Origin of the sequence: Micromonospora sp. M42 (assembly GCF_000568915.1) — a bacterium.
Classification (GTDB): Bacteria; Actinomycetota; Actinomycetes; order Mycobacteriales; family Micromonosporaceae; genus Micromonospora; species Micromonospora chalcea.
Genome location: NZ_KK037233.1, coordinates 6000482 through 6018309 on the forward strand (window position 1 = coordinate 6000482; position 17828 = coordinate 6018309).

Sequence of the window (17828 nt, forward strand, 5' to 3'; positions counted from 1 at the left end):
CGGCGGCGGGGCCGCGCCGGCTCGGTGCCGCCGGTGTGGCGGGCCGCGTCGTCCCTGGACATCCTCAAACCCCCGCTCCGGCGCGCACGCGCCCTCGCCAGGTTCAACGATTCCGGTGCCGGGGAGGTCGCTGTCGGCCACCCGTCCGGGGCGGACGGGTAGGTCAGCGGCCGCGCCGGGGCAACGGGAGGTGGCCGGGGAACAGGTCCGCGCCGAGCGTCACACCGGCCGCGCGTAACGCGGCGATCAGCGCGTTCTGCACCAGGTACGAGTCGGGCAGTTGCCAGCGGGCCTGCTCCGGGGCGACCACCCAGCGCACCGTCCCCTCGGGCAGGCGGGTCGGCGGGGCCGGGATCCACGAGCCGGGCCCGTGGCGCACCACGTGGAAACAGTGCTCCAGTTCCGGGCGCAGCGGGTCGCCGGGACGGACCAGGAACATCCAGCGGCCGGTCGGGGTGACCAGCGCCGGGCCGCGTACGCCGGGCCCGGCGGGATGGGTGGCGACCGCGTCCAGCACCTGCCGGCCCAGGTGGGCGGCGACCTCGAGCACGTCGAACGCGCGGCCGGTGGGCAGCAGGACGCCGTGCGGGCGGCTGCGCCACCAGGTGGCCACCCGGGCCGGGTCGCTGCTGGCGGCGTGCTCCCAGTCCTCCAGCGCGGGGTGGCAGCCGACTGTGGGGCAGCCGGCCCGCCCGCAGACGAAGCGGCTGTTCGCCAGGCAGGCGCCGGGGGTGACCGGCCAGTCGTGCAGCGCGTACCGCACCGCGACGCGGCGCAGCCGGACCCGTTCCAGCGGGGACAGATGAGCGACGCGCGGCCGGACATTCCTCCACATGTCTGACATCCCCTCTCGTTCCGCGAAACCGTCCACATGCCACACGTCGAAAGCCGTCACTGCCGTAACTCACGCTCGTTGTGGTGACTAACGGTCGGTGCAACTTGCACGAAAACTACGAGAACTGGCTGGTCGGTGGACGCACAACCTGTGCGATCGGGGCAAGCCTGGGAGACGTGGGGGGACCGGCCGGCGCCGTGAGGGGGAGGGAGCAGGGATGGACGAACTACCCATAGGCCGGCGGGTGGCGTACTGGCGGAGCCGGCGCAAGATGTCCCAGCAGGTCTTCGCCGACCGGCTCGGCAAATCCAAGAGCTGGGTGGACAAGGTGGAGCGTGGCGTCCGCCGGCTGGACAAGTTCTCCGTCCTCTACGAGATCGCCGACATCCTCCAGATCGACGTGCAGCTGCTGCACGGCAAGGACCCGGAGCGGCGTACCGACGCGCTCAACTGCATCGACCAGGTCGAGGTGGAGGAGATCCGCACCGCCCTGGAGCGGTACGACTCGATGAGCGCCTACTTCGACGCGGCGCCCTTCCCTCCGCCGCTGGCCGACATGCGCAAGGCCGTCAACCACGCCTGGCTGACCTACCAGTACGGCCGGTACGGCATGCTCACCCGCGCGCTGCCGAAGCTGCTGCGCGACGCCCAGGCGGCGGACGCCGGCTACGCCGCCGACGACCAGGTACGCGAGGCCGCCCACCTGCTCGGGCAGGTCTACCAGATCGCCTCCTCGGTGTTGCGCAAGCTCGGCGAGTGCGACCTCGCCTGGCTGGCCGCCGACCGGTCGATGGCGGTGGCCCAGCGGGCCGACGACCCGCTGCTGGCCGGGATCGCCACCACGAGGGTCTGCAACGCGCTGGTCGCGATGGGCCGCCCCCGCCCCGCGCTGGAGCTCAACGTGCGCATCGCGGGCCGGCTCGCGCCCGGCGGCGACAACGACGTCCGGCCCGAACGTCTCTCCGTCTACGGCATGCTGCTGCTGCAGGGCGCGATGGCGGCCGCCCGGATCGGCGACTCGGCGACAGTGGACGACCTGCTCGCCGGTGCGGCCGAGGCGGCGTCGATGCTCGGCGGCGACCACAACCACTACTGGACCTCCTTCGGGCCGACCAATCTGGAGCTGCACCGGGCCGCCGCCGCCGTCGAACTGGGTGACGGCGGCCGGGCGGTGGAGACGCACCTGCGGCTGTCCGAGCCCGCGTTCAACGCGCTGCTGCCGGAACGCCGCGCGCACCACCTGCTCGACCTGGCCCGGGGCTACTCGCAGATCGGCGACGTCGCCAACGCGGGGGACATGTTGCTGCGCGGCGACCGGCTCGCGCCGTCCGAGATCCGGTGCCGGCCGATAGCGCACGAATTGATGTCCGAGATTCTCCGTCGCACACGTGGTGCGCCGCCTCCGCCGATCGCGGAGTTGGCTGAGCACATGGGAGTCGGAGTATGAGCGGTCCGGAGACCGCCAGCGAGCACCGGCGGGTGCTCTACGTCATCGCCTGCGGTTCGCCGCTGGCCCGTCACGTCGGCCGGCTGGTCGACCTCGCTCAACGGGAGGAGTGGACGGTCTGCGTGGTCACCACGCCGGACGGCGCGAAGTTCGTCGACCGGGCGGCCCTGGCCCGGCAGACCGGCCACCCGGTCCGTACGCACTACAAGAACCCGGGTGACCTGGACGTGCTGCCACCGGCGGACGCCATGCTGGTGTGCCCGGCGACCGTCAACACGATCAACAAGTGGGCGGTGGGCATCACCGACACCCTCGCGCTCGGCCTGCTGGTCGAGGCGCAGGGGATGGGGGTGCCGATCGCGGCCGTCCCGTACACGAACGTGGCGATGGCCGGGCACCCGGCGTTCCGGGCCAGCCTCGACCGGCTGGCCGGGTGGGGCGTCCGGGTGGTCTTCGGCGACCACGTCGTACGCCTGCATCCGCCCGGCACGGGGGAACGGCGCGCGGACGCCTTCCCCTGGGACGCCGGCCTGGCCGCCCTGCGCGGCGCGGACCGGCCGGTCGCCCCGGTCGGCTGACAGCGCGGGCGTGGTTCCCGGCGCGCCCGGGAGCCACGCCCGACGGCGGTCGGCGTGTAGCGGCCCGGACGCCGGTAAGCTGGCCGCCCGTGAGCACAACCGTCGCCGACGTGGTGGCCGCCCTGGACCGCCGTTATCCGCCCGCCTGGGCCGAGGAGTGGGACCGGGTCGGCCTGGTGGTGGGTGAGCCCGACCACCCGGTACGCCGGATCGCCTGCGTGGTGGACGTGGTCCCGGAGACCGTGGACGAGGCCCTCGACGCCGGCGCGGACATGATCGTCGCGCACCACCCGCTGCTGCTGCGGGGCGTCTCCTCGGTGGCCGCCACCACGTACAAGGGCCGGATCGTGCACCGGTTGATCAAGGCGGACGTCGCGTTGTACGTGGCGCACACGAACGCCGACGTGGCCGATCCCGGCGTGTCCGACGCGCTCGCCGCCCGGTTCGGGCTGACCGGGCTGCGCCCGCTGCACCCGCCCCGCCCCGGCTCGCCCGCCGCCGGGCCCGGCCGGGGCATCGGCCGCATCGGCGAGCTGCCCACCCCGATGACGCTCGCCGAGCTGACCCGGCTGGCCGCCGCCGTGCTCCCGGTCACCGCCTGGGGAGTTCGCGCCGCCGGGGATCCCGGGCGTATGGTTCGTACCCTCGCCGTCAGCGGCGGCTCGGGGGACGGCTTCCTCGCCGAGGCGACCGCGGCCGGGGTGGACGCGTTCCTCACCGCGGACCTGCGTCACCACCCGGCCGGGGAACACCTCGCCGCGGGCGGCCCGGCGCTGCTGGACGCCGCCCACTGGGCGACGGAGCGACCCTGGCTGGACGACCTGGCCGCCCACCTGGCCGGCGCGCTGGGCGTCGAGACCGTGGTGTCCGACCTGGACACCGACCCGTGGACCGTGCACGCCGCCGCGCCCCGGCCGGACGACAAGGAGCCCCGACGTGAAGGCTGACCCGAAGGTGCAGCGCCGCCTGCTCGACCTCCAGGCGATCGACACCGCGCTGGCGCAGCTCGCGCACCGCCGCCGCAGCCTGCCGGAACGCGCCGAGCTGGAGGCGCTGGCGCGTGAGCTGTCCGCGCTGGAGGACGAGCGGGTCCGCGCCCAGGTGGCGGTCGACGACTTGGACCGGGACATCGCCCGGATCGAGAAGGACGTCGACCAGGTACGGGCGCGCAAGAGCAAGGACGAGGCCCGGCTGGCCTCTGGCAGCGGCCCGGCCCGTGAGCTGGAGGCGATCCAGCACGAGCTGGTCTCGCTGAACCGGCGGCAGAGCGATCTGGAGGACGCCGAGCTGGAGCTGATGGAGCAGCGGGAGACCGCGCAGGGCGTGCTCGACGGCATCGAGAGCCGGCTCGCCGAGGCCCGGGACCGCCGCGCCGCGACCGAGCAGCGCCGCGACGAGGCCCTGGCGGAGATCGCCAAGGAGGAGGAGTTCAAGCGCACCGCCCGGCAGCCGCTCGCCGGTGACCTGCCGTCGGACCTGGTCGGGCTCTACGACAAGATCCGCGAGGACACCGGGCTGGGTGCCGCGCTGCTGACCGGGGGCCGCTGCGGCGGCTGCCGGCTGGACCTGTCCGGCGCCGACCTGGCCCGCATCCGCAAGGCTGACCCGGACGACGTGGTCCGCTGCGAGGACTGCCGGCGGATCATGGTCCGGACCAACGAGTCGGGACTGTAGCCGCCGTGGCGGTGCGCGCGGTAGTGGTAGAGGCCGACGGCGGTTCCCGGGGCAACCCCGGCCCGGCCGGCTACGGCGCCGTGGTCCGGGATCCGGAGACCGGCGAGGTGCTGGCCGAGCGGTCGGAGTCGATCGGCACTGCCACGAACAACGTGGCCGAGTACCGGGGTCTGATCGCCGGGCTGGAGGCCGCCGCCGAACTGGGCGCGGCCGAGGTCGAGGCGCGGATGGACTCGAAGCTGGTGGTCGAGCAGATGTGCGGCCGCTGGCAGATCAAGCACCCGGGGCTGCGACCGCTCGCCGCCCAGGCCGCCGGGCTGGTCGGCCGGTTCACCGCCGTACGCTTCACCTGGATCCCCCGGGAGCGCAACCGGCACGCCGACGCGCTTGCCAACGCGGCGATGGACGCCGCCGCGTCCGGCGCCGCGCCGGAGGCGGCGGCCGAGGCGCGGGAGGCGGCCGTCGTCCGCGCCACCGGCACCGACCCGGCCACCACGCCCGCCTCCTGGGAGCCGCGCCCGACCGAGGAGGCCACCCGGCTGATCCTGGTCCGGCACGGCGAAACCGAGCGCACCGTGCGGAAGCACTACTCCGGCCGGGGCGACGTGCCGCTGACCGAGCGGGGCCGGGCCCAGGCCCGGGCCACCGCCGCCCGGGTGGCCGCGCTGGCCCCGTCCGTCGCGGCGGTGGTCAGTTCCCCGCTGTCGAGGTGTACGGCCACCGCCGAGGCGATCGCCGCGCAGGTCGGCAACCCGCCGGTACGCACCGACGACGACCTGATCGAGTGCGACTTCGGCGTCTGGGAGGGGCGCACGTTCGCCGAGGTACGCGAGCGCTGGGCGGCGGAACTGGACGCCTGGCTCGCCTCCACCCGGGTCGCCCCGCCGAAGGGCGAGTCGTTCGTGACCGTCGCCGAGCGGACCGGGCGGGCCGTCGACCGGCTGCGGTCGGCGTACCCGGGGGAGACGGTCGTGGTGGTCTCCCACGTCTCGCCGATCAAGCTGGTGCTGCGCGACGCGCTCGCCGCCGGCGACGCGTTCCTGCACCGGCTCTACCTGGACACGGCGGGTATCTCGGTGCTGGACCTGTACCCGGACGGCGGCGTCGCGGTCCGCTCGGTGAACGACACCTCGCACCTCACGGACGTCTGACGGCCGTTCGGCGCATGCCTGCGGCCGTTCGGCGCATCGACGTCACCCGATCGGACGTGACCCCCGTCACAGGGTCGTAGCCTCCGGCCGTCACATGGCCCGCTACGAATGCCCGGAGGGGTGTCACATGTCCGAACCGGAACCGGAGGCGCTCGACACGGCGCGATCCAGGGCGAAGGACAAGAGTCCCTGGAACTGGTTGCTCTTCATCCCGATCGTGGTGCCGCTGATCCCGGCACTGTTCAACGCCGACTCGCCCCGGCTGTTCGGCTTCCCGCGCTTCTACTGGCTGCAGCTGGCCTGGATCCTGCTGGGCGTCGGCACCACCACGCTGGTCTACCAGATGACCAAGAAGCGGGGTGACCACTGATGTGGCGGGACCACCTCACCGAGATCATCGTCTTCACGCTGTTGTTCCTGCTGGTCAGCGCCATGGGCTTCGTGGCGGCCCGGTGGCGCAGACCGACGGACATGGCCCACCTGGACGAGTGGGGGCTGGGCGGGCGCAGCTTCGGCGGCTGGATCACCTGGTTCCTGGTCGGCGGTGACCTCTACACCGCGTACACGTTCGTGGCCGTCCCCGCGCTGATCTTCGGGGCCGGCGCGGCGGGGTTCTTCGCGGTGCCGTACACGATCGTCATCTACCCGCTGGTGTTCCTGGTGCTGTGCCGGCTCTGGTCGGTCTCGCACCGGCACGGCTTCGTCACCCCCGCCGACTTCGTCCGCAACCGGTTCGGCTCGCCGATCCTGGCGCTGCTGGTCGCGATCACCGGCATCGTCGCCACCATGCCGTACATCGCGCTGCAACTGGTGGGCATCGAGGCGGTGCTCAAGACCATGGGCGTGACCGGGGACAGCGCGCTGGCCCGGCACCTGCCGATCATCATCGCGTTCGCGATCCTGGCCGCGTACACGTACCAGTCGGGGCTGCGCGCGCCGGCGCTGATCGCGTTCGTCAAGGACTCGCTGATCTACATCGTGATCCTGGTCGCGGTGATCTGGCTGCCGTACAAGCTCGGCGGCTGGGGTGCCATCTTCGACGCCGCCGACGCGAAGTTCCAGGCCTCACCCGCGCCCGGCGACGGCATCCTGCTCAACCAGAACAACCAGATCCAGTACGTGACGCTGGCGTTCGGCTCGGCGCTGGCGCTGTTCCTCTACCCGCACAGCATCACCGGTGTCCTGGCCAGCCGGAACCGCGACGTGATCAAGCGGAACATGTCCGCGCTGCCCGCGTACAGCCTGCTGCTGGGGTTGATCGCGCTGCTCGGCTACATGGCCATCGCGGCCAACGTGAAGCCGCTGCCCGGCGCGAAGGAGGGCACCACCGACGGCAACACGGTGGTGCCGCTGCTGTTCGACCAGCAGTTCCCGGACTGGTTCGCCGGGGTCGCGTACGCCGCCATCGGCATCGGCGCGCTCGTGCCCGCGGCGATCATGTCGATCGCGGCGGCGAACCTGTTCACCCGCAACATCTACAAGGAGTACCTGAAGCGGGACGCCACCCCGGCGCAGGAGGCGAACGTCTCGAAGATCACCTCGCTGGTGGTGAAGGTCGGCGCGGTGGCCTGCATCGTCTTCCTCGACCCGCAGTTCTCCATCGACCTGCAGCTCATCGGCGGCGTGATCATCCTCCAGACGCTGCCGGCGGTGGCGCTGGGTCTCTACACCCGCTGGTTCCACCGGGGTGCGCTGATCGCCGGCTGGGCGGCCGGCATGGGCCTCGGCATGTGGATGCTGTACCAGATCGGCAACCCGGCGACCGGGAAGAAGCACTTCGCCGGTTCGGCGTTCCCGCTGGAGAAGTTCGGCTTCGACACCGCCAAGACGATCTATGTCGGCATCGTCGCGGTGCTGGTGAACCTGGTGGTGGCTGCGCTGCTCACGCTGGTGCTGCGGGCCGCGAAGGTGGCCGACGGTCCCGACCACACCACGCCGGACGACTACTTCGCCGACGAGGGCGACCCGCGCGTCACGCCCGGCGCGGACCGCGACGCGGACTCCGCGCGCGAGCCGGTGGCGTAGGAGGGCGGGCCCCCGTCCGCCGGGCGGGGGCCCGCCGCGCCTCAGCGGCGGCGGGTGCGCGCGTCGAGCGCCTCGTTGAGGCGGTGCAACATGTCCGCCAGCGTCTCCCGATCCGCCTCGGGCCAGGCGGCGAGGATGTCGCCGTACAGCCGGGTGCGGGCCGCCCGGACGGCGGCCATCCGCTGGAGCCCGGCCGCCGTCGCGGAGATCACCGTGCCGCGCCCGTCGGCCGGGTCGGGGGTACGTGAGATCAGGCCGTCGCGCTGGAGCGCGGAGACCTGCCGGGTGACTGTGGAGCCGTCCAGGCTCAGCCGCGCGGCGAGCGCCGAGACGTTCTGCGGGCCGGCCGCGTCCAGGTGGCGCAGGATCACGTACGCGGCGCGGTCGAGCAGCCGGTGCTCCATCGTGCCGGTGCCCCGGCGGGTGGCCTCGCCGAGCCGCATCAGCAACGCGACTTCGGTTTCGATCCGGCCGAGGGTGGCTTCTGCGGCGTGGACGTCCTCGCTCATGGCTGTATGATACAAGAAAAATACCTGTACGATACAGCTATCTGGGAGGTTGCGGAGTGGATCGCCGATCCGAGCCCAACCGCAGTGCCATCTACGCCACCACGCTCGTCGCGTTCCTCGCCATCGCCGGCATCGCCGTCGTCGACCCGATCCTGCCCGCCATCGGCGAGGCGATCGGCGTCACCGCCTGGCAGGTGGAGCTGCTCTTCACCGCGTACATCGCGGTCATGGCCGTCGGCATGATCCCGGCGACGCTCGCCAGCGGGCGGTTCGGTTTCAAGCCGGTGCTCGTCACCGGCGTCTCCGTCGTCGGCCTCGCCGCGATCGGAGCCTCGTTCAGCAACGACATCGTGCAGCTCTCCGTGCTGCGCGGCGTCTGGGGCCTGGGCAACGCGATGTTCTTCGCCACCGCCATGGTGGTGCTGGTCAACCTCGCCAACGACAGGGAATGGGTGGTCGGCCTGTTCGAGACCGCCCTCGGGCTCGGCTTCGCCGTCGGCCCGCTCATCGGCGGCCTGCTCGGCGAGGTGAGCTGGCGGCTGCCGTTCTTCGTCTGCGGCGTGTTCATGGTGCTCGCGCTCGGCGTCGCCGCCCGCAAGCTGCGCGAACCGGCACACAAGCAACCACCGGTACGCGTCGGCCAGATCTTCGCCACCTACCGCAGACCCGCGTTCGTGACGCTCTGCGTGGTCACCGCCGCGTACAACTTCGTCTTCTTCGTCGTACTCGGCTACACGCCGCTGTTCCTGCGCCTCGACGTCATCCCGCTGGGCCTGGCGTTCACCGGCTGGGGCCTCGGCCTGGCCGCCGGCATCCTGCTGATCGGGCACCGGCTCGCCCACCGCATCGGCGCGGTGCAGACCGTCGGCGTCGCCCTGCTCGGCCTGCTGGCCTGCATGGTCCTGTTCGCCACCTCCACCGGCACCGCCATGTCGCTCGTCGTCCTCGTCGTCGCCGGCCTGTTCATGGGCCTCGCCAACGCCAACCTGACCGACCTGGCGCTCGGGCTCGGCTCCGCCGACCGGCGCGTGGCCACCGGCGCGTTCAACCTGGTCCGCTGGGGCGCCGCCGCGCCCGCGCCGATCATCTCCGGCAAGCTGGCCGAACACGGCCTGGCGCTGCCGTTCTGGGTCGGCTTCGCGGTGCTCGCCGCGGGTGTGCTCGCCTACCTGGCGTTCGGTCACCTGATGGCGGCCGGCTACGGCGAACGGGTCATCTGGAACCGGGCCGCCCGCCGCGCCGAGCACGCCCCGGAGGAGCCGGTGGGGGAGGCGTACTGACGGGTCCGGTTTCGCCAGCCGACGTCAGGTCAGCGCCCGCCACAGCAGGTAGCACCCGATGACCGTGCCGAACACCACGATCACCGTCTTCAGCACCACCTGCGGAAGCCGGCGAGCCAGCCGCGCGCCCACGTACCCACCGAACAGGGTGGCCGGCGCGACCACCGCGACCGCCGCCCAGTTCACCGGGCCGAACAGGGCGAACACGATGAGCGTGGTCAGCCCCACCACCGCGGAGAGCAGGTTCTTCACCGCCGACACCCGGGCCAGTGTCGCGTCCAGCACCAGCGCCAGCCCCGCCACCAGCATCACCCCGAGGGCCGCGCCGAAGTAGCCTCCGTACACAGTGCCGAGCGCGACCATGGTCTGCACCGTGACGGTACGGCGGCGCGCGCCCAGCAGTTCCGGATGGCCGACGAGCCGGCGCAGCGGACCCTGGAACGCGAGTACGGCGGTTGCACCGAGCACGAGGAACGGCACCACCAGCTCGAACGCGCGCGCCGGGGTCGCCAGCAGCAGCGCGCACCCGGCGATCGTGCCGAGCACGGCGGTCGGCAGCAGCGACCACAGCTGCCGCCCGCGCGGCAGGTCCATCCGGCTGCCCGCCACGCTTGCCACGTACCCGGGAAAGACCGACACCGAGTTGGAGACGTTCGCCGCCACCGGCGGCAGACCGGTGGCGATCATCGCCGGGAACGTGATCAGCGAGCCACCTCCGGCCACCGCGTTGACTGTGCCCGCGGCGAGACCGGCGGCGAGCAGGAGCGCGGCGTCGGAGAGATCCATGGTCCCCCGAGGCTAGTCGGTCGGGCGGGCGAACGCGCATCGCGCCGGTTCGGGGAGGTGGCTGTATCGAGAGCCGGTTGATGCCGGCACCTCCCCGAGGTGGTGGGCGGGAAATGGGCGCGGCGGGTGCGTCGTTAGGATGAGAGCGCGACGGACGAGTCGACCGGGCGGTCGCGTCGACGGGCTCCGGCCCGTCGCCGAGGAACGTCCGGACTCCACAGGGCAGGGTGGTTGCTAACGGCAACCCGGGGTGACCCGCGGGACAGTGCCACAGAAAACAGACCGCCGGCCCGTAACGGGACGGTAAGGGTGAAACGGTGGGGTAAGAGCCCACCAGCACCCCGGGTGACCGGGGTGGCTCGGTAAACCCCACCCGGAGCAAGGCCAAGAAAGGGCCGTCACCGCAAGATGACGACCCGCGCAGACGCTTGAGGGCTGCCCGCCCGATGTCTGCGGGTAGGCCGCTGGAGCCTGCCGGCAACGGCAGGCCGAGATGGATGGCCGCCGCCGGTGCGCCTACGGGCGTACCGGGCACAGAATCCGGCGTACAGGTCGACTCGTCCGTCGCCCACCAGGTGAGCCGCCCGCTCTTGGTCGGCGTTCGACGCCCCTGTGACGGCCCCGACGGCCCAACGACGGCCCAACCACGGCCCAGGAGGGTGGCGGCACTGCCCGCTATCGTCCTCGCATGTTCGTCGAGATCATCGGAGATCAGCCACTACCTGACGCAGTCGACCGGGACGACGTGGAAGACCTCCTGGAGCAGGCCATCGGCGACGAGGGCAGCGTCACGGGTGCCGGCACAGGCGACGGGCGTTGGCACCTGGACGTCGAAGTGGACACCGCCGGACGGCAGGCACAGCTACTCGTGCGGCGGCTCGCACAAGCACTCGTCGACGCTGAGCTCGGCTGGGTGCGCGTCCGACCTGAGGCAGAAGACACGGGATTGCCTGCCTCGGCACTCGTCTGAGCCGTACCGTCGCCGAAGCGCGACGCACGACCTCTTCCTCCCGAAAGACTTTGTCATCCCACCAGCTGGTTGAGTCGCGCACGAGCTATTCGGGTAGCGAGCCCTGGCCCGGCAAGGAGTATGACGAGCATGCCGGCCCCGATCAGCGGGAACGGGGCGAGTGTTTGCACACTGCTGGTCACGTAGCCATCCCTGGTCGCGACGAACTGTGGGTCAGTCTCCGACACATAGATGGTGACGCTTTCGCCTCGCGAGTAGCCGGGCCCATTACCCCAGGCGCTCTCCAAGGGAACGCTCCAGGTTCGGCCACGAGCCACGTACGTGGCATGATCGCCGAACTTGAACCCCTCCATCACTGCTTGGACCGGTTCGCCGGTCGCCACGAGTTGGCGGATGCGAACTTCAGTACGGCGCGGCTGAAGGATTCCCCCGGCGACAGACAGGCACCGACCAGATAGCACAGAACGATGCGCAGCCAGGACCGAGCTATCCAATCGAACAGCGGCACAGGACTGTGAGGCTGGTGTGAAGAGACCTAGGCTGACGTCCATGCCGCGGAGCATGCAGTGATCGACCTGGACGACCACGATCACCAGTCGGCGGGGTCGGGTACCACCGTCCATGACCGTCTCCTGGCCAGACAGAAGATGATCCTGCGGCTCGTCGCCGCTTTCGTGGTCGGCGTTGTGCTTGGCGGCTTCGGTGTCAGCCAACTGCGGGACTCGCGTGATCAGCGGGAGCGGAACGCCGTGGTCGCATTCGTGGCCTTCCCTCAATCGGCCGACTCTGGAAGCGCGGCCTCCGCGGGACCCGTCCGACTGTCCGGGTATTTGGCGTTGGCCAACGCCGGCCCCGGGCCGATCACCGTTCGTCGGGTTCACGCAAAGAGGCCGGGCGTCGTGATACACAGCATCGGATCGCCCCGGTTGTTACCGCCTGGCAGCACCGGTCAGCTCGCGGTCGAGCTGTGGTTCGATTGCTCGGTCGCACGCCTCCAGCGAGAGCCGCTGCCGCTAGGGTTATCGGTCGAGACCGATGACAAGCAAGGCAGAAGGGTCAGCCACCCCGTCGCTCTCGTAGGAAGCGACTGGGAGCGCGAGGCTCTGAGCAAGTGTTCACGCATAGGCACGATGGGCTGACGCGTAACGAACCAAGGCCAAGCGCTGAAGCGGATCTCTGCGCGGCTGCCCCTCGTGCCCGCTGCGCACTCCGCTACTGCCCCTCACCGCCCCTGAAGTTCTCGCCTACAGTGCCGGCTGTGGATCTCGCTGACTGCGTGGGGCGTGTGCTCGAACTGCGGACGCTCGACCTCGCAACGCAACCTCCACCCAGTCCCGGGCCCGCTGCTCTACCCGTGGTGGGATACGACTTCCTGGCTCTGTATCTGAGTGTCACCGAAGAGTTCGACGACAACGTGCAGGTTCTTGAGGTCCTGGAGCGCTTCGAACAGGACTGCGCCTCTCTCGAAGAGGCGTTGAGCCGGCTGTGGGGACCAGCCGAGAGCGTGGACCTACGGCCGTACATGGATCTCATGGTGCGGGGAGAGACCGTTCCGGAACTTCCCGGGTTCCTTCTCGGCGTCATGTCGGATGTGGCTGTGTGGCGCTTTGCCGATCGGAGCATCTGTGTCGGCGTCGGGGTGTCGGACACCCACGGCCCGATGGTCCTGGTAGCCGCAGCGGGCGAGCTGTAGCGGGAGCGTGCTTCGGGGCGTTTGTGCTGGTAGTAGTTCCGGTTCCGCCCATCGGGATCCGTGCTCAGCGAGGATATTCGTGGGGTGGGGGATCTCTTCTGAGCAGCGCGAGCGAGATCGCGATCACGGCGAGGCCCAGGCCTGCCAGCACGGTCGGCGCCTGCAGGAGAAGATCCTCCGTCGCGTACCCGTCAGGCGTGGCAGCCCTGGTCGGATCCGTCCGGTCGACGCGTACATCGAGTACGTCCCCGACGTGGAACTCACTCTCGTCGAGTTCGCTGGAGAACCGCTTCCGGTGCCGTATGCCGTCGAACGTGTAGTCCACAGTCAGCCTCGTGGCGGCGAACGATCGGCTGATCTTGAACCGTTCGACGTGAACCACCTGGCCGGTCGTCTCGGCGCCGGCGAGTACCCGCTCGTCGATCGCCGTGCTCAGCCGATCGTGGAGCAGCATCCCGCCGCCGACCAGAAGGGTGCCCAGGACAACCGCCAGGACCAACTTGAGTTCCCGTCGGCCGAACGGGCTCGCCATTGCCGGTCCTCCCAGCATCCTCGGGATGAGTGCGTTGTAGCACGTCCTCGCTCGTCGCCAACCGCCATGGCCGCCGGCGCTGCAACCCGTGCCACTCTGCGATGATCAGGTGTGACCTCCTACGTGTCCCACACCACCGTGGACTGTGCCGACGCCTATGCCCTGTCCCGCTGGTGGGCATCGGTTCTGGACTACCGCGAGGACCCGGACGACCCGAACGAGCCGGGCCACGAGGAGTGCATGATCTACTCGCGGGGCGGGCGGCACCGCCTGCTGTTCATCGAGGTGCCGGACGCGAAGCAGGTCAAGAACCGCATCCACCTCGACCTGCGCCCGGTCGATGGGACGCGCGACGAGGAACTGGCCCGGCTGACCGGGCTGGGTGCGGCGGTGGTGGCCGACCGGCGGGAGACCGACGGCACCGGCTGGGTGGTGCTCGCCGACCCGGAGGGCAACGAGTTCTGCATCCTGCGCAGCGACGCCGAGGTGGCCGCCACCCGCCCGTGACAGTGATCGAGCCCAGGTGCTCGACCTGGCTCCCACCGATCTTGGAGTTGTGGCGCCCACAACGCCCCGTTTCGCGAAGTTCGGCAGGCACCACAACTCCAAGATCGACGGGGAGAGCGAGAGGTGGGGGGACGGGGAGGGCGGGGAGAGCGGGCGGGGAGAGCGGGCGGGGGGAAAGCCGGCGGGTTGCTTGTGGCACGCTGCGGTGGTGATCGAGCTTGCGGACATCCAGGCGGCCGCCGACCGGATCGCCGACGTCGTGGTGCACACGCCGACCCTGCCCAGCCCGGGACTGACCGAGCTGCTCGGCGTACCTGTGACCGCCAAGCTGGAGCTGCTGCAACGTACCGGATCGTTCAAGGCCCGGGGCGCGGCGGCCAAGCTGCTCGCGCTCGACGACGCCGAACGGGCGGCCGGAGTGGTGGCGGTCAGCGGCGGCAACCACGGCATCGCGGTCGCGGTGATGGCCGGCGCCCTCGGGGTGGCGGCGACAGTGGTGATGCCGCGCAGCGCGCCCGCCCGCGCGGTCGAGGTTGCCCGCGCGGCCGGGGCGGACGTGCGGCTGACCGAGGACATGGCCGGCGCGTTCGCGCTGATGAACCGGCTGCGGGACGAGGGTGTGACGCTGCTGCACCCGTTCGACGACCCGATCGTGCTGGCCGGGCAGGGCACTGTCGGGCTGGAGCTGGCCGAGGATGCCAGTGAGCTGACCGACGTGCTGGTCAGCATCGGCGGGGGCGCGCTGATCTCGGGCGTGGCGGCGGCGCTGCGGGCGCGCCGGCCGGGGGTACGCGTCTGGGGCGTGGAGACCGAGGGCGCGCAGGCGATGTCGCAGGCGATCGCGAAGGGTGGCCCGGTCGAGGTGCCGTTGTCGTCGATCGTCACCACCCTCAGCGCGCCCAGCGTCTCGCAGCTCACCTACGATCACGTGACCGCGCTGGTCAGCGACGTCCTCGTGGTCTCCGACGCCGAGGCGGTGCGGGGCACGCTGGAGTTGGCCGAGCACGCCAAGGTATGGGCCGAGCCGGCCGCCGGTTGTCTGCTTCCTGCCGCCCGCCGGGTGGTCGAGCGGGTGGGCGGTGACGCCCGGCTGGGCCTGGTGGTCTGCGGCGGCAACGCCACGGTGGCCGACGTGACCACGTGGGCCGGCCGCTTCGGCGTCTGACCCGCCGAGCACGGGACGGCCGCGCACGGGACGGCCGCGCCGGAGCGGGCGACCGCCGCGCACAAGCTACCGAACCTGGGGTACGCCGGCCGGCTCGGTTCGGACGGGTGGGACCGAGCGGCCGGCGTACGTCAGGACGTGGTCGGACTGACCCCGTCGAGCAGCTCGGCGAGCTTGGCCGCGGTGGTCGGGGCGTGCAGGTGCAGGCGCGCCACGTTGATGCTGTCCGTGCCGACCACGGCGAGCAGGGCCTGGCCGTTGATCGCGTACACGCTGAGGTAGCCGCCCGCGTTGCGGACCGTGGACTGCTGGAAGTCGCCCTGTCCGAGCCGGAGCCCGACCTGGCGGCCGAGCCCGTACGTGGTGGCGGCGAGCGCGGCCAGGTCGTCCGGGTCGGCGCCGTTCTGCAGGTTGTGCGTGACGAGCAGGCCGTCGACGCCGCCGAGGACGCACCCGTGCACGCCGGGGATCTGCAACCGCAGCGCGGACAGTTCCTGGGCGATGGCCGGGTACGGCAGGGTCGGGTTGCCGGCCAGCGAGGGCGGAAGCGCGCGTGGTGGCGGCAGGGTGCCGGTCTGGGGGCGCGTACGGCGGGGGAGGTCGTCCACCCGGCTCACAGTTCCAGGCTCTCCTCGATCGTGCGCAGTTGGTGCCGCGCCATCGCGAGGTTGGCCCGGCTCTTGCTGACCATCAGGTAGAGGAACAGGCCCTTGCCGGTGCGGTTGCTCAGCGGCCGGATCAGGTGGTACTGGCTGCCGAGCGTGATCAGGATGTCCTCGATCTCGTCGTCGAGCTTGAGCATCTCGATGGTGCGCAGCTTGGCGCGTACGACGTCGGTGTTGCCGGCGGCGGCGACGGTCAGGTCGATCTCGCCGGTGCCACCGGCGACGCCGAGGGTCATGCCACTGGTGTAGTCGACGAGCGCGGCGCCGATCGCGCCGTCGATGTTCATCGCGTTCTTCAGCGCGATGTCAAGGTTGCCCACGATTTCTCTCCCCAACTCGGGCCGCTGTCCGCTGGAAGCGCGACAGCGGATTCGTCCGTCGAGGCTCGCATATGGAGGCGCGAGGTGCACACGGACCACCGGTGATCCACCTGAGCGGGCCCTCCGGACGGGCCACCGGTCCCGCGGGAGGGACCACGCCGTCCATCGCCGATCGCCGTCCGTCCCGGCAAGACGGTGCATCCATGCTATGTAGAGTTCCGATAGAGTGCCGCTGTGCGACTGACCATCCCGGTGGCGAAGGTGCTCTCGGCGCTGCTCGCCGAACCCGAGGCGCCGCGCTACGGCCTCGACCTGATGCGGCTCACCGGCCTGCCCAGCGGGACGCTCTACCCGGTGCTGCACCGCCTCCAGGCGGCCGGCTGGCTCACCGCCGACTGGGAGGCCGTCGACCCGGTCGCCGCCGGCCGCCCGGCCCGCCGCTACTACCGCCTCACCGGGGAGGGCATCCGCTCGGCCCGGCTGGCGCTGGCCGAGCTGCGTGCCCTCGTACCCGCCGAACGTGCCGGCGCGGACCCGGCGTGGTGACCCGGCGGGTGGCGCGTACCGCCGGGGTGTTGCTGTTCGCGCCGCCGGCCTGCCTCGCGGTCCTCGTGGCCGCGGCCGCGGCGATGGCCCTGGCGCACGGGTGGCTGGAGATGCGCGCCGCCGCGCAAACTGCCGGCCTGTCGGCGCTCACCGCGCTGCTCGGCGTGCCGCTCGCGCTCGTCGTCGCCCCGGGGCCGGCGTCCGCGCTTTCTTCACTGATAGTTTGTAACGAGTGTCTGCGAACCATAGTTGCTGCCCCGGAGCTAACTTGCTGGAGCACCTTGGCTATCGCCAGAATCTGTACCGCAACCCAATTGTTCACGCCCCCATAGGATAGAAGCCTCCTATGTAGATTCAAGATGGGGCGCCGTGTTTAGAAATAGATCCTCATCGCTCGCGTTCCGACGGCGGATAAGCGGTGCAATTCCATCTCGCCTTAAGGCCTCTATCTCTTGGGTTGTACATGCGGCTAAACTCATCGTGCGATCAGTTTCTGTAACGTCGTGCCTAGCTAGGCCTCTGAGTTATTCACAGTAAACTCTAATGGATCCTACCTAGGATTCTCCTCCACGTCTTACTTTCGTGAGTGCTCAAACCAGTATCACATCGGACTTAGTGCCTAGTAGAGGTCTGGTTTGACACGAAGGTATAATGTTAACTTGGCCCCATCCTGTTGCCCCACCTTCTACATATCCAGGCGGGTGGGGGGAGAAGGCGCCCGGGGTGCTGCTCTGGCTGGCGCTGCTGGTCGCGGCGCTGTGGGTCGCCGGGGCCGCTGGCACCGCCGGGGCCGGGGTCCGGGGCCGCGTTGGCCTGGCCCGGGCTGCTTCGGCGCGCTGGTGGCGGGCCGACGCGGCGGTGGTGCTCGCGGTGGTCACCTCGATCCCCGGCCGGCGCGCCCGTGGCGGACGGCCTGCCGCCGGACTCGGTGGACCGGATCTCCGCGCCGCTGTGGCTGTTCACCTGCTGGACCGACTCGTCGTTCGGGCTGCCCCGGCCGACCGGCTGGGAACGGTTCCTCATCACCGACCGGGTGCTCGTCGAGCCGATGTTCTACCTGGCGTGCACGCCCTACGTCCTGGCGTACGCGATCGCGGCGGCCCGGCCGGCGGCGGCCGCCGCGCCCGTCCCGGCTCTCGCCTGAA

The 17828-nt window shown here is 71.0% G+C and carries 22 protein-coding genes and 1 other RNA gene; 17 read left to right on the forward strand and 6 right to left on the reverse strand.

All coding sequences use genetic code 11. The annotated features are described in order from the left end of the window. Positions 1-163 precede the first annotated feature (163 nt). Complete coding sequence (locus MCBG_RS27765) at positions 164-835, reverse strand: bifunctional DNA primase/polymerase (RefSeq protein WP_043329250.1); 672 nt, start codon at positions 833-835, stop codon at positions 164-166. A gap of 217 nt (positions 836-1052) precedes the next feature. Between MCBG_RS27765 and MCBG_RS27770 the strand changes: the two genes are divergently transcribed. From MCBG_RS27770 to mctP, 7 genes are all read left to right on the forward strand, one after another. Continuing rightward, complete coding sequence (locus tag MCBG_RS27770) at positions 1053-2282, forward strand: helix-turn-helix domain-containing protein (RefSeq protein ID WP_043329251.1); 1230 nt, start codon at positions 1053-1055, stop codon at positions 2280-2282. Further along, positions 2279-2860: a flavoprotein gene (locus MCBG_RS27775; protein WP_043329252.1), complete on the forward strand. Its 582-nt coding sequence runs from the start codon at positions 2279-2281 to the stop codon at positions 2858-2860. Before MCBG_RS27770 ends, MCBG_RS27775 begins: the two co-directional genes overlap by 4 nt. A gap of 89 nt (positions 2861-2949) precedes the next feature. Further along, positions 2950-3807 (forward strand): Nif3-like dinuclear metal center hexameric protein, encoded by an 858-nt coding sequence (locus MCBG_RS27780; protein WP_043329253.1) that lies wholly within the window; start codon positions 2950-2952, stop codon positions 3805-3807. Continuing rightward, the gene (locus MCBG_RS27785) at positions 3797-4534 is read left to right on the forward strand and encodes a zinc ribbon domain-containing protein (protein WP_043329254.1); all 738 of its coding nucleotides are present in this window, start codon (positions 3797-3799) and stop codon (positions 4532-4534) included. The genes MCBG_RS27780 and MCBG_RS27785 overlap by 11 nt, the downstream gene beginning before the upstream one ends. A 5-nt stretch (positions 4535-4539) precedes the next feature. Next, on the forward strand, positions 4540-5685 hold the full coding sequence (locus MCBG_RS27790; protein ID WP_043329255.1) for a bifunctional RNase H/acid phosphatase: 1146 nt from the start codon (positions 4540-4542) through the stop codon (positions 5683-5685). Positions 5686-5812: 127 nt separating this feature from the next. Further along, positions 5813-6055 (forward strand): DUF3311 domain-containing protein, encoded by a 243-nt coding sequence (locus tag MCBG_RS27795; protein ID WP_043329258.1) that lies wholly within the window; start codon positions 5813-5815, stop codon positions 6053-6055. Then, complete coding sequence (gene mctP / locus MCBG_RS27800; protein WP_043329259.1) at positions 6055-7710, forward strand: monocarboxylate uptake permease MctP; 1656 nt, start codon at positions 6055-6057, stop codon at positions 7708-7710. The genes MCBG_RS27795 and mctP overlap by 1 nt, the downstream gene beginning before the upstream one ends. 41 nt (positions 7711-7751) lie before the next feature. Here the strand turns inward: mctP and MCBG_RS27805 are convergent, their stop codons facing one another. Beyond that, positions 7752-8219: a MarR family winged helix-turn-helix transcriptional regulator gene (locus tag MCBG_RS27805; RefSeq protein WP_043329261.1), complete on the reverse strand. Its 468-nt coding sequence runs from the start codon at positions 8217-8219 to the stop codon at positions 7752-7754. A gap of 56 nt (positions 8220-8275) precedes the next feature. Between MCBG_RS27805 and MCBG_RS27810 the strand changes: the two genes are divergently transcribed. Next, complete coding sequence (locus MCBG_RS27810; protein ID WP_043329263.1) at positions 8276-9499, forward strand: MFS transporter; 1224 nt, start codon at positions 8276-8278, stop codon at positions 9497-9499. Positions 9500-9523: 24 nt separating this feature from the next. Here MCBG_RS27810 and MCBG_RS27815 read toward each other — a convergent pair whose 3' ends face one another. Beyond that, positions 9524-10285, reverse strand: coding sequence for a sulfite exporter TauE/SafE family protein (locus MCBG_RS27815; protein ID WP_043329264.1), 762 nt, complete (start codon positions 10283-10285; stop codon positions 9524-9526). Between the two features lie 155 nt (positions 10286-10440). Here MCBG_RS27815 and rnpB point away from each other — a divergent pair. From rnpB to MCBG_RS27830, 4 genes are all read left to right on the forward strand, one after another. Further along, positions 10441-10849, forward strand: an RNA gene (gene rnpB / locus MCBG_RS31375) — RNase P RNA component class A. A gap of 124 nt (positions 10850-10973) precedes the next feature. Continuing rightward, positions 10974-11255, forward strand: coding sequence for a hypothetical protein (locus MCBG_RS27820; protein WP_043329266.1), 282 nt, complete (start codon positions 10974-10976; stop codon positions 11253-11255). A gap of 566 nt (positions 11256-11821) precedes the next feature. Next, complete coding sequence (locus MCBG_RS27825) at positions 11822-12394, forward strand: hypothetical protein (RefSeq protein ID WP_043329267.1); 573 nt, start codon at positions 11822-11824, stop codon at positions 12392-12394. A 119-nt stretch (positions 12395-12513) separates the two neighbouring features. Beyond that, positions 12514-12948 carry a hypothetical protein gene (locus tag MCBG_RS27830; RefSeq protein WP_140946371.1) on the forward strand — a complete coding sequence of 145 codons (435 nt, stop codon included), beginning with the start codon at positions 12514-12516 and terminating at the stop codon, positions 12946-12948. 64 nt (positions 12949-13012) lie between these two features. On the opposite strand, the gene MCBG_RS27835 is transcribed toward MCBG_RS27830, so the two are convergent. Next, positions 13013-13480 (reverse strand): DUF3592 domain-containing protein, encoded by a 468-nt coding sequence (locus tag MCBG_RS27835; RefSeq protein ID WP_043329270.1) that lies wholly within the window; start codon positions 13478-13480, stop codon positions 13013-13015. Positions 13481-13591: 111 nt separating this feature from the next. Here MCBG_RS27835 and MCBG_RS27840 point away from each other — a divergent pair, with 111 nt between their 5' ends. Together MCBG_RS27840 and MCBG_RS27845 are read left to right on the forward strand one after the other, a co-directional pair. Next, positions 13592-13987 carry a VOC family protein gene (locus tag MCBG_RS27840; protein WP_043329273.1) on the forward strand — a complete coding sequence of 132 codons (396 nt, stop codon included), beginning with the start codon at positions 13592-13594 and terminating at the stop codon, positions 13985-13987. A 208-nt stretch (positions 13988-14195) separates the two neighbouring features. Beyond that, the gene (locus tag MCBG_RS27845) at positions 14196-15152 is read left to right on the forward strand and encodes a threonine/serine dehydratase (protein WP_043331052.1); all 957 of its coding nucleotides are present in this window, start codon (positions 14196-14198) and stop codon (positions 15150-15152) included. Positions 15153-15283: 131 nt separating this feature from the next. Here the strand turns inward: MCBG_RS27845 and MCBG_RS27850 are convergent, their stop codons facing one another. Together MCBG_RS27850 and MCBG_RS27855 are read right to left on the reverse strand one after the other, a co-directional pair. After that, the gene (locus MCBG_RS27850; RefSeq protein WP_043329275.1) at positions 15284-15769 is read right to left on the reverse strand and encodes a roadblock/LC7 domain-containing protein; all 486 of its coding nucleotides are present in this window, start codon (positions 15767-15769) and stop codon (positions 15284-15286) included. Next, on the reverse strand, positions 15766-16137 hold the full coding sequence (locus tag MCBG_RS27855; protein WP_013287772.1) for a hypothetical protein: 372 nt from the start codon (positions 16135-16137) through the stop codon (positions 15766-15768). The genes MCBG_RS27850 and MCBG_RS27855 overlap by 4 nt, the downstream gene beginning before the upstream one ends. A gap of 234 nt (positions 16138-16371) precedes the next feature. Here MCBG_RS27855 and MCBG_RS27860 point away from each other — a divergent pair, with 234 nt between their 5' ends. The 3 genes from MCBG_RS27860 (at position 16372) to MCBG_RS34445 (ending at position 17827) form a co-directional block, all read left to right on the forward strand. Continuing rightward, positions 16372-16683 (forward strand): PadR family transcriptional regulator, encoded by a 312-nt coding sequence (locus MCBG_RS27860; RefSeq protein WP_043329277.1) that lies wholly within the window; start codon positions 16372-16374, stop codon positions 16681-16683. Continuing rightward, on the forward strand, positions 16677-17015 hold the full coding sequence (locus tag MCBG_RS34440) for a hypothetical protein (RefSeq protein ID WP_043329279.1): 339 nt from the start codon (positions 16677-16679) through the stop codon (positions 17013-17015). The genes MCBG_RS27860 and MCBG_RS34440 overlap by 7 nt, the downstream gene beginning before the upstream one ends. 569 nt (positions 17016-17584) lie before the next feature. After that, the gene (locus tag MCBG_RS34445) at positions 17585-17827 is read left to right on the forward strand and encodes a hypothetical protein (protein ID WP_223201357.1); all 243 of its coding nucleotides are present in this window, start codon (positions 17585-17587) and stop codon (positions 17825-17827) included. Position 17828 lies beyond the last annotated feature (1 nt).

Bases quoted from the DNA above. Each gene is read 5' to 3' on its own strand.
- MCBG_RS27765 (WP_043329250.1), bottom strand. From the start codon at position 835: ATGTGGAGGAATGTCCGGCCGCGCGTCGCTCATCTGTCCCCGCTGGAA.
- MCBG_RS27770 (WP_043329251.1), top strand. From the start codon at position 1,053: ATGGACGAACTACCCATAGGCCGGCGGGTGGCGTACTGGCGGAGCCGG.
- MCBG_RS27775 (WP_043329252.1), top strand. From the start codon at position 2,279: ATGAGCGGTCCGGAGACCGCCAGCGAGCACCGGCGGGTGCTCTACGTC.
- MCBG_RS27795 (WP_043329258.1), top strand. From the start codon at position 5,813: ATGTCCGAACCGGAACCGGAGGCGCTCGACACGGCGCGATCCAGGGCG.
- mctP (WP_043329259.1), top strand. From the start codon at position 6,055: ATGTGGCGGGACCACCTCACCGAGATCATCGTCTTCACGCTGTTGTTC.
- MCBG_RS27805 (WP_043329261.1), bottom strand. From the start codon at position 8,219: ATGAGCGAGGACGTCCACGCCGCAGAAGCCACCCTCGGCCGGATCGAA.
- MCBG_RS27815 (WP_043329264.1), bottom strand. From the start codon at position 10,285: ATGGATCTCTCCGACGCCGCGCTCCTGCTCGCCGCCGGTCTCGCCGCG.
- MCBG_RS27820 (WP_043329266.1), top strand. From the start codon at position 10,974: ATGTTCGTCGAGATCATCGGAGATCAGCCACTACCTGACGCAGTCGAC.
- MCBG_RS27835 (WP_043329270.1), bottom strand. From the start codon at position 13,480: ATGGCGAGCCCGTTCGGCCGACGGGAACTCAAGTTGGTCCTGGCGGTT.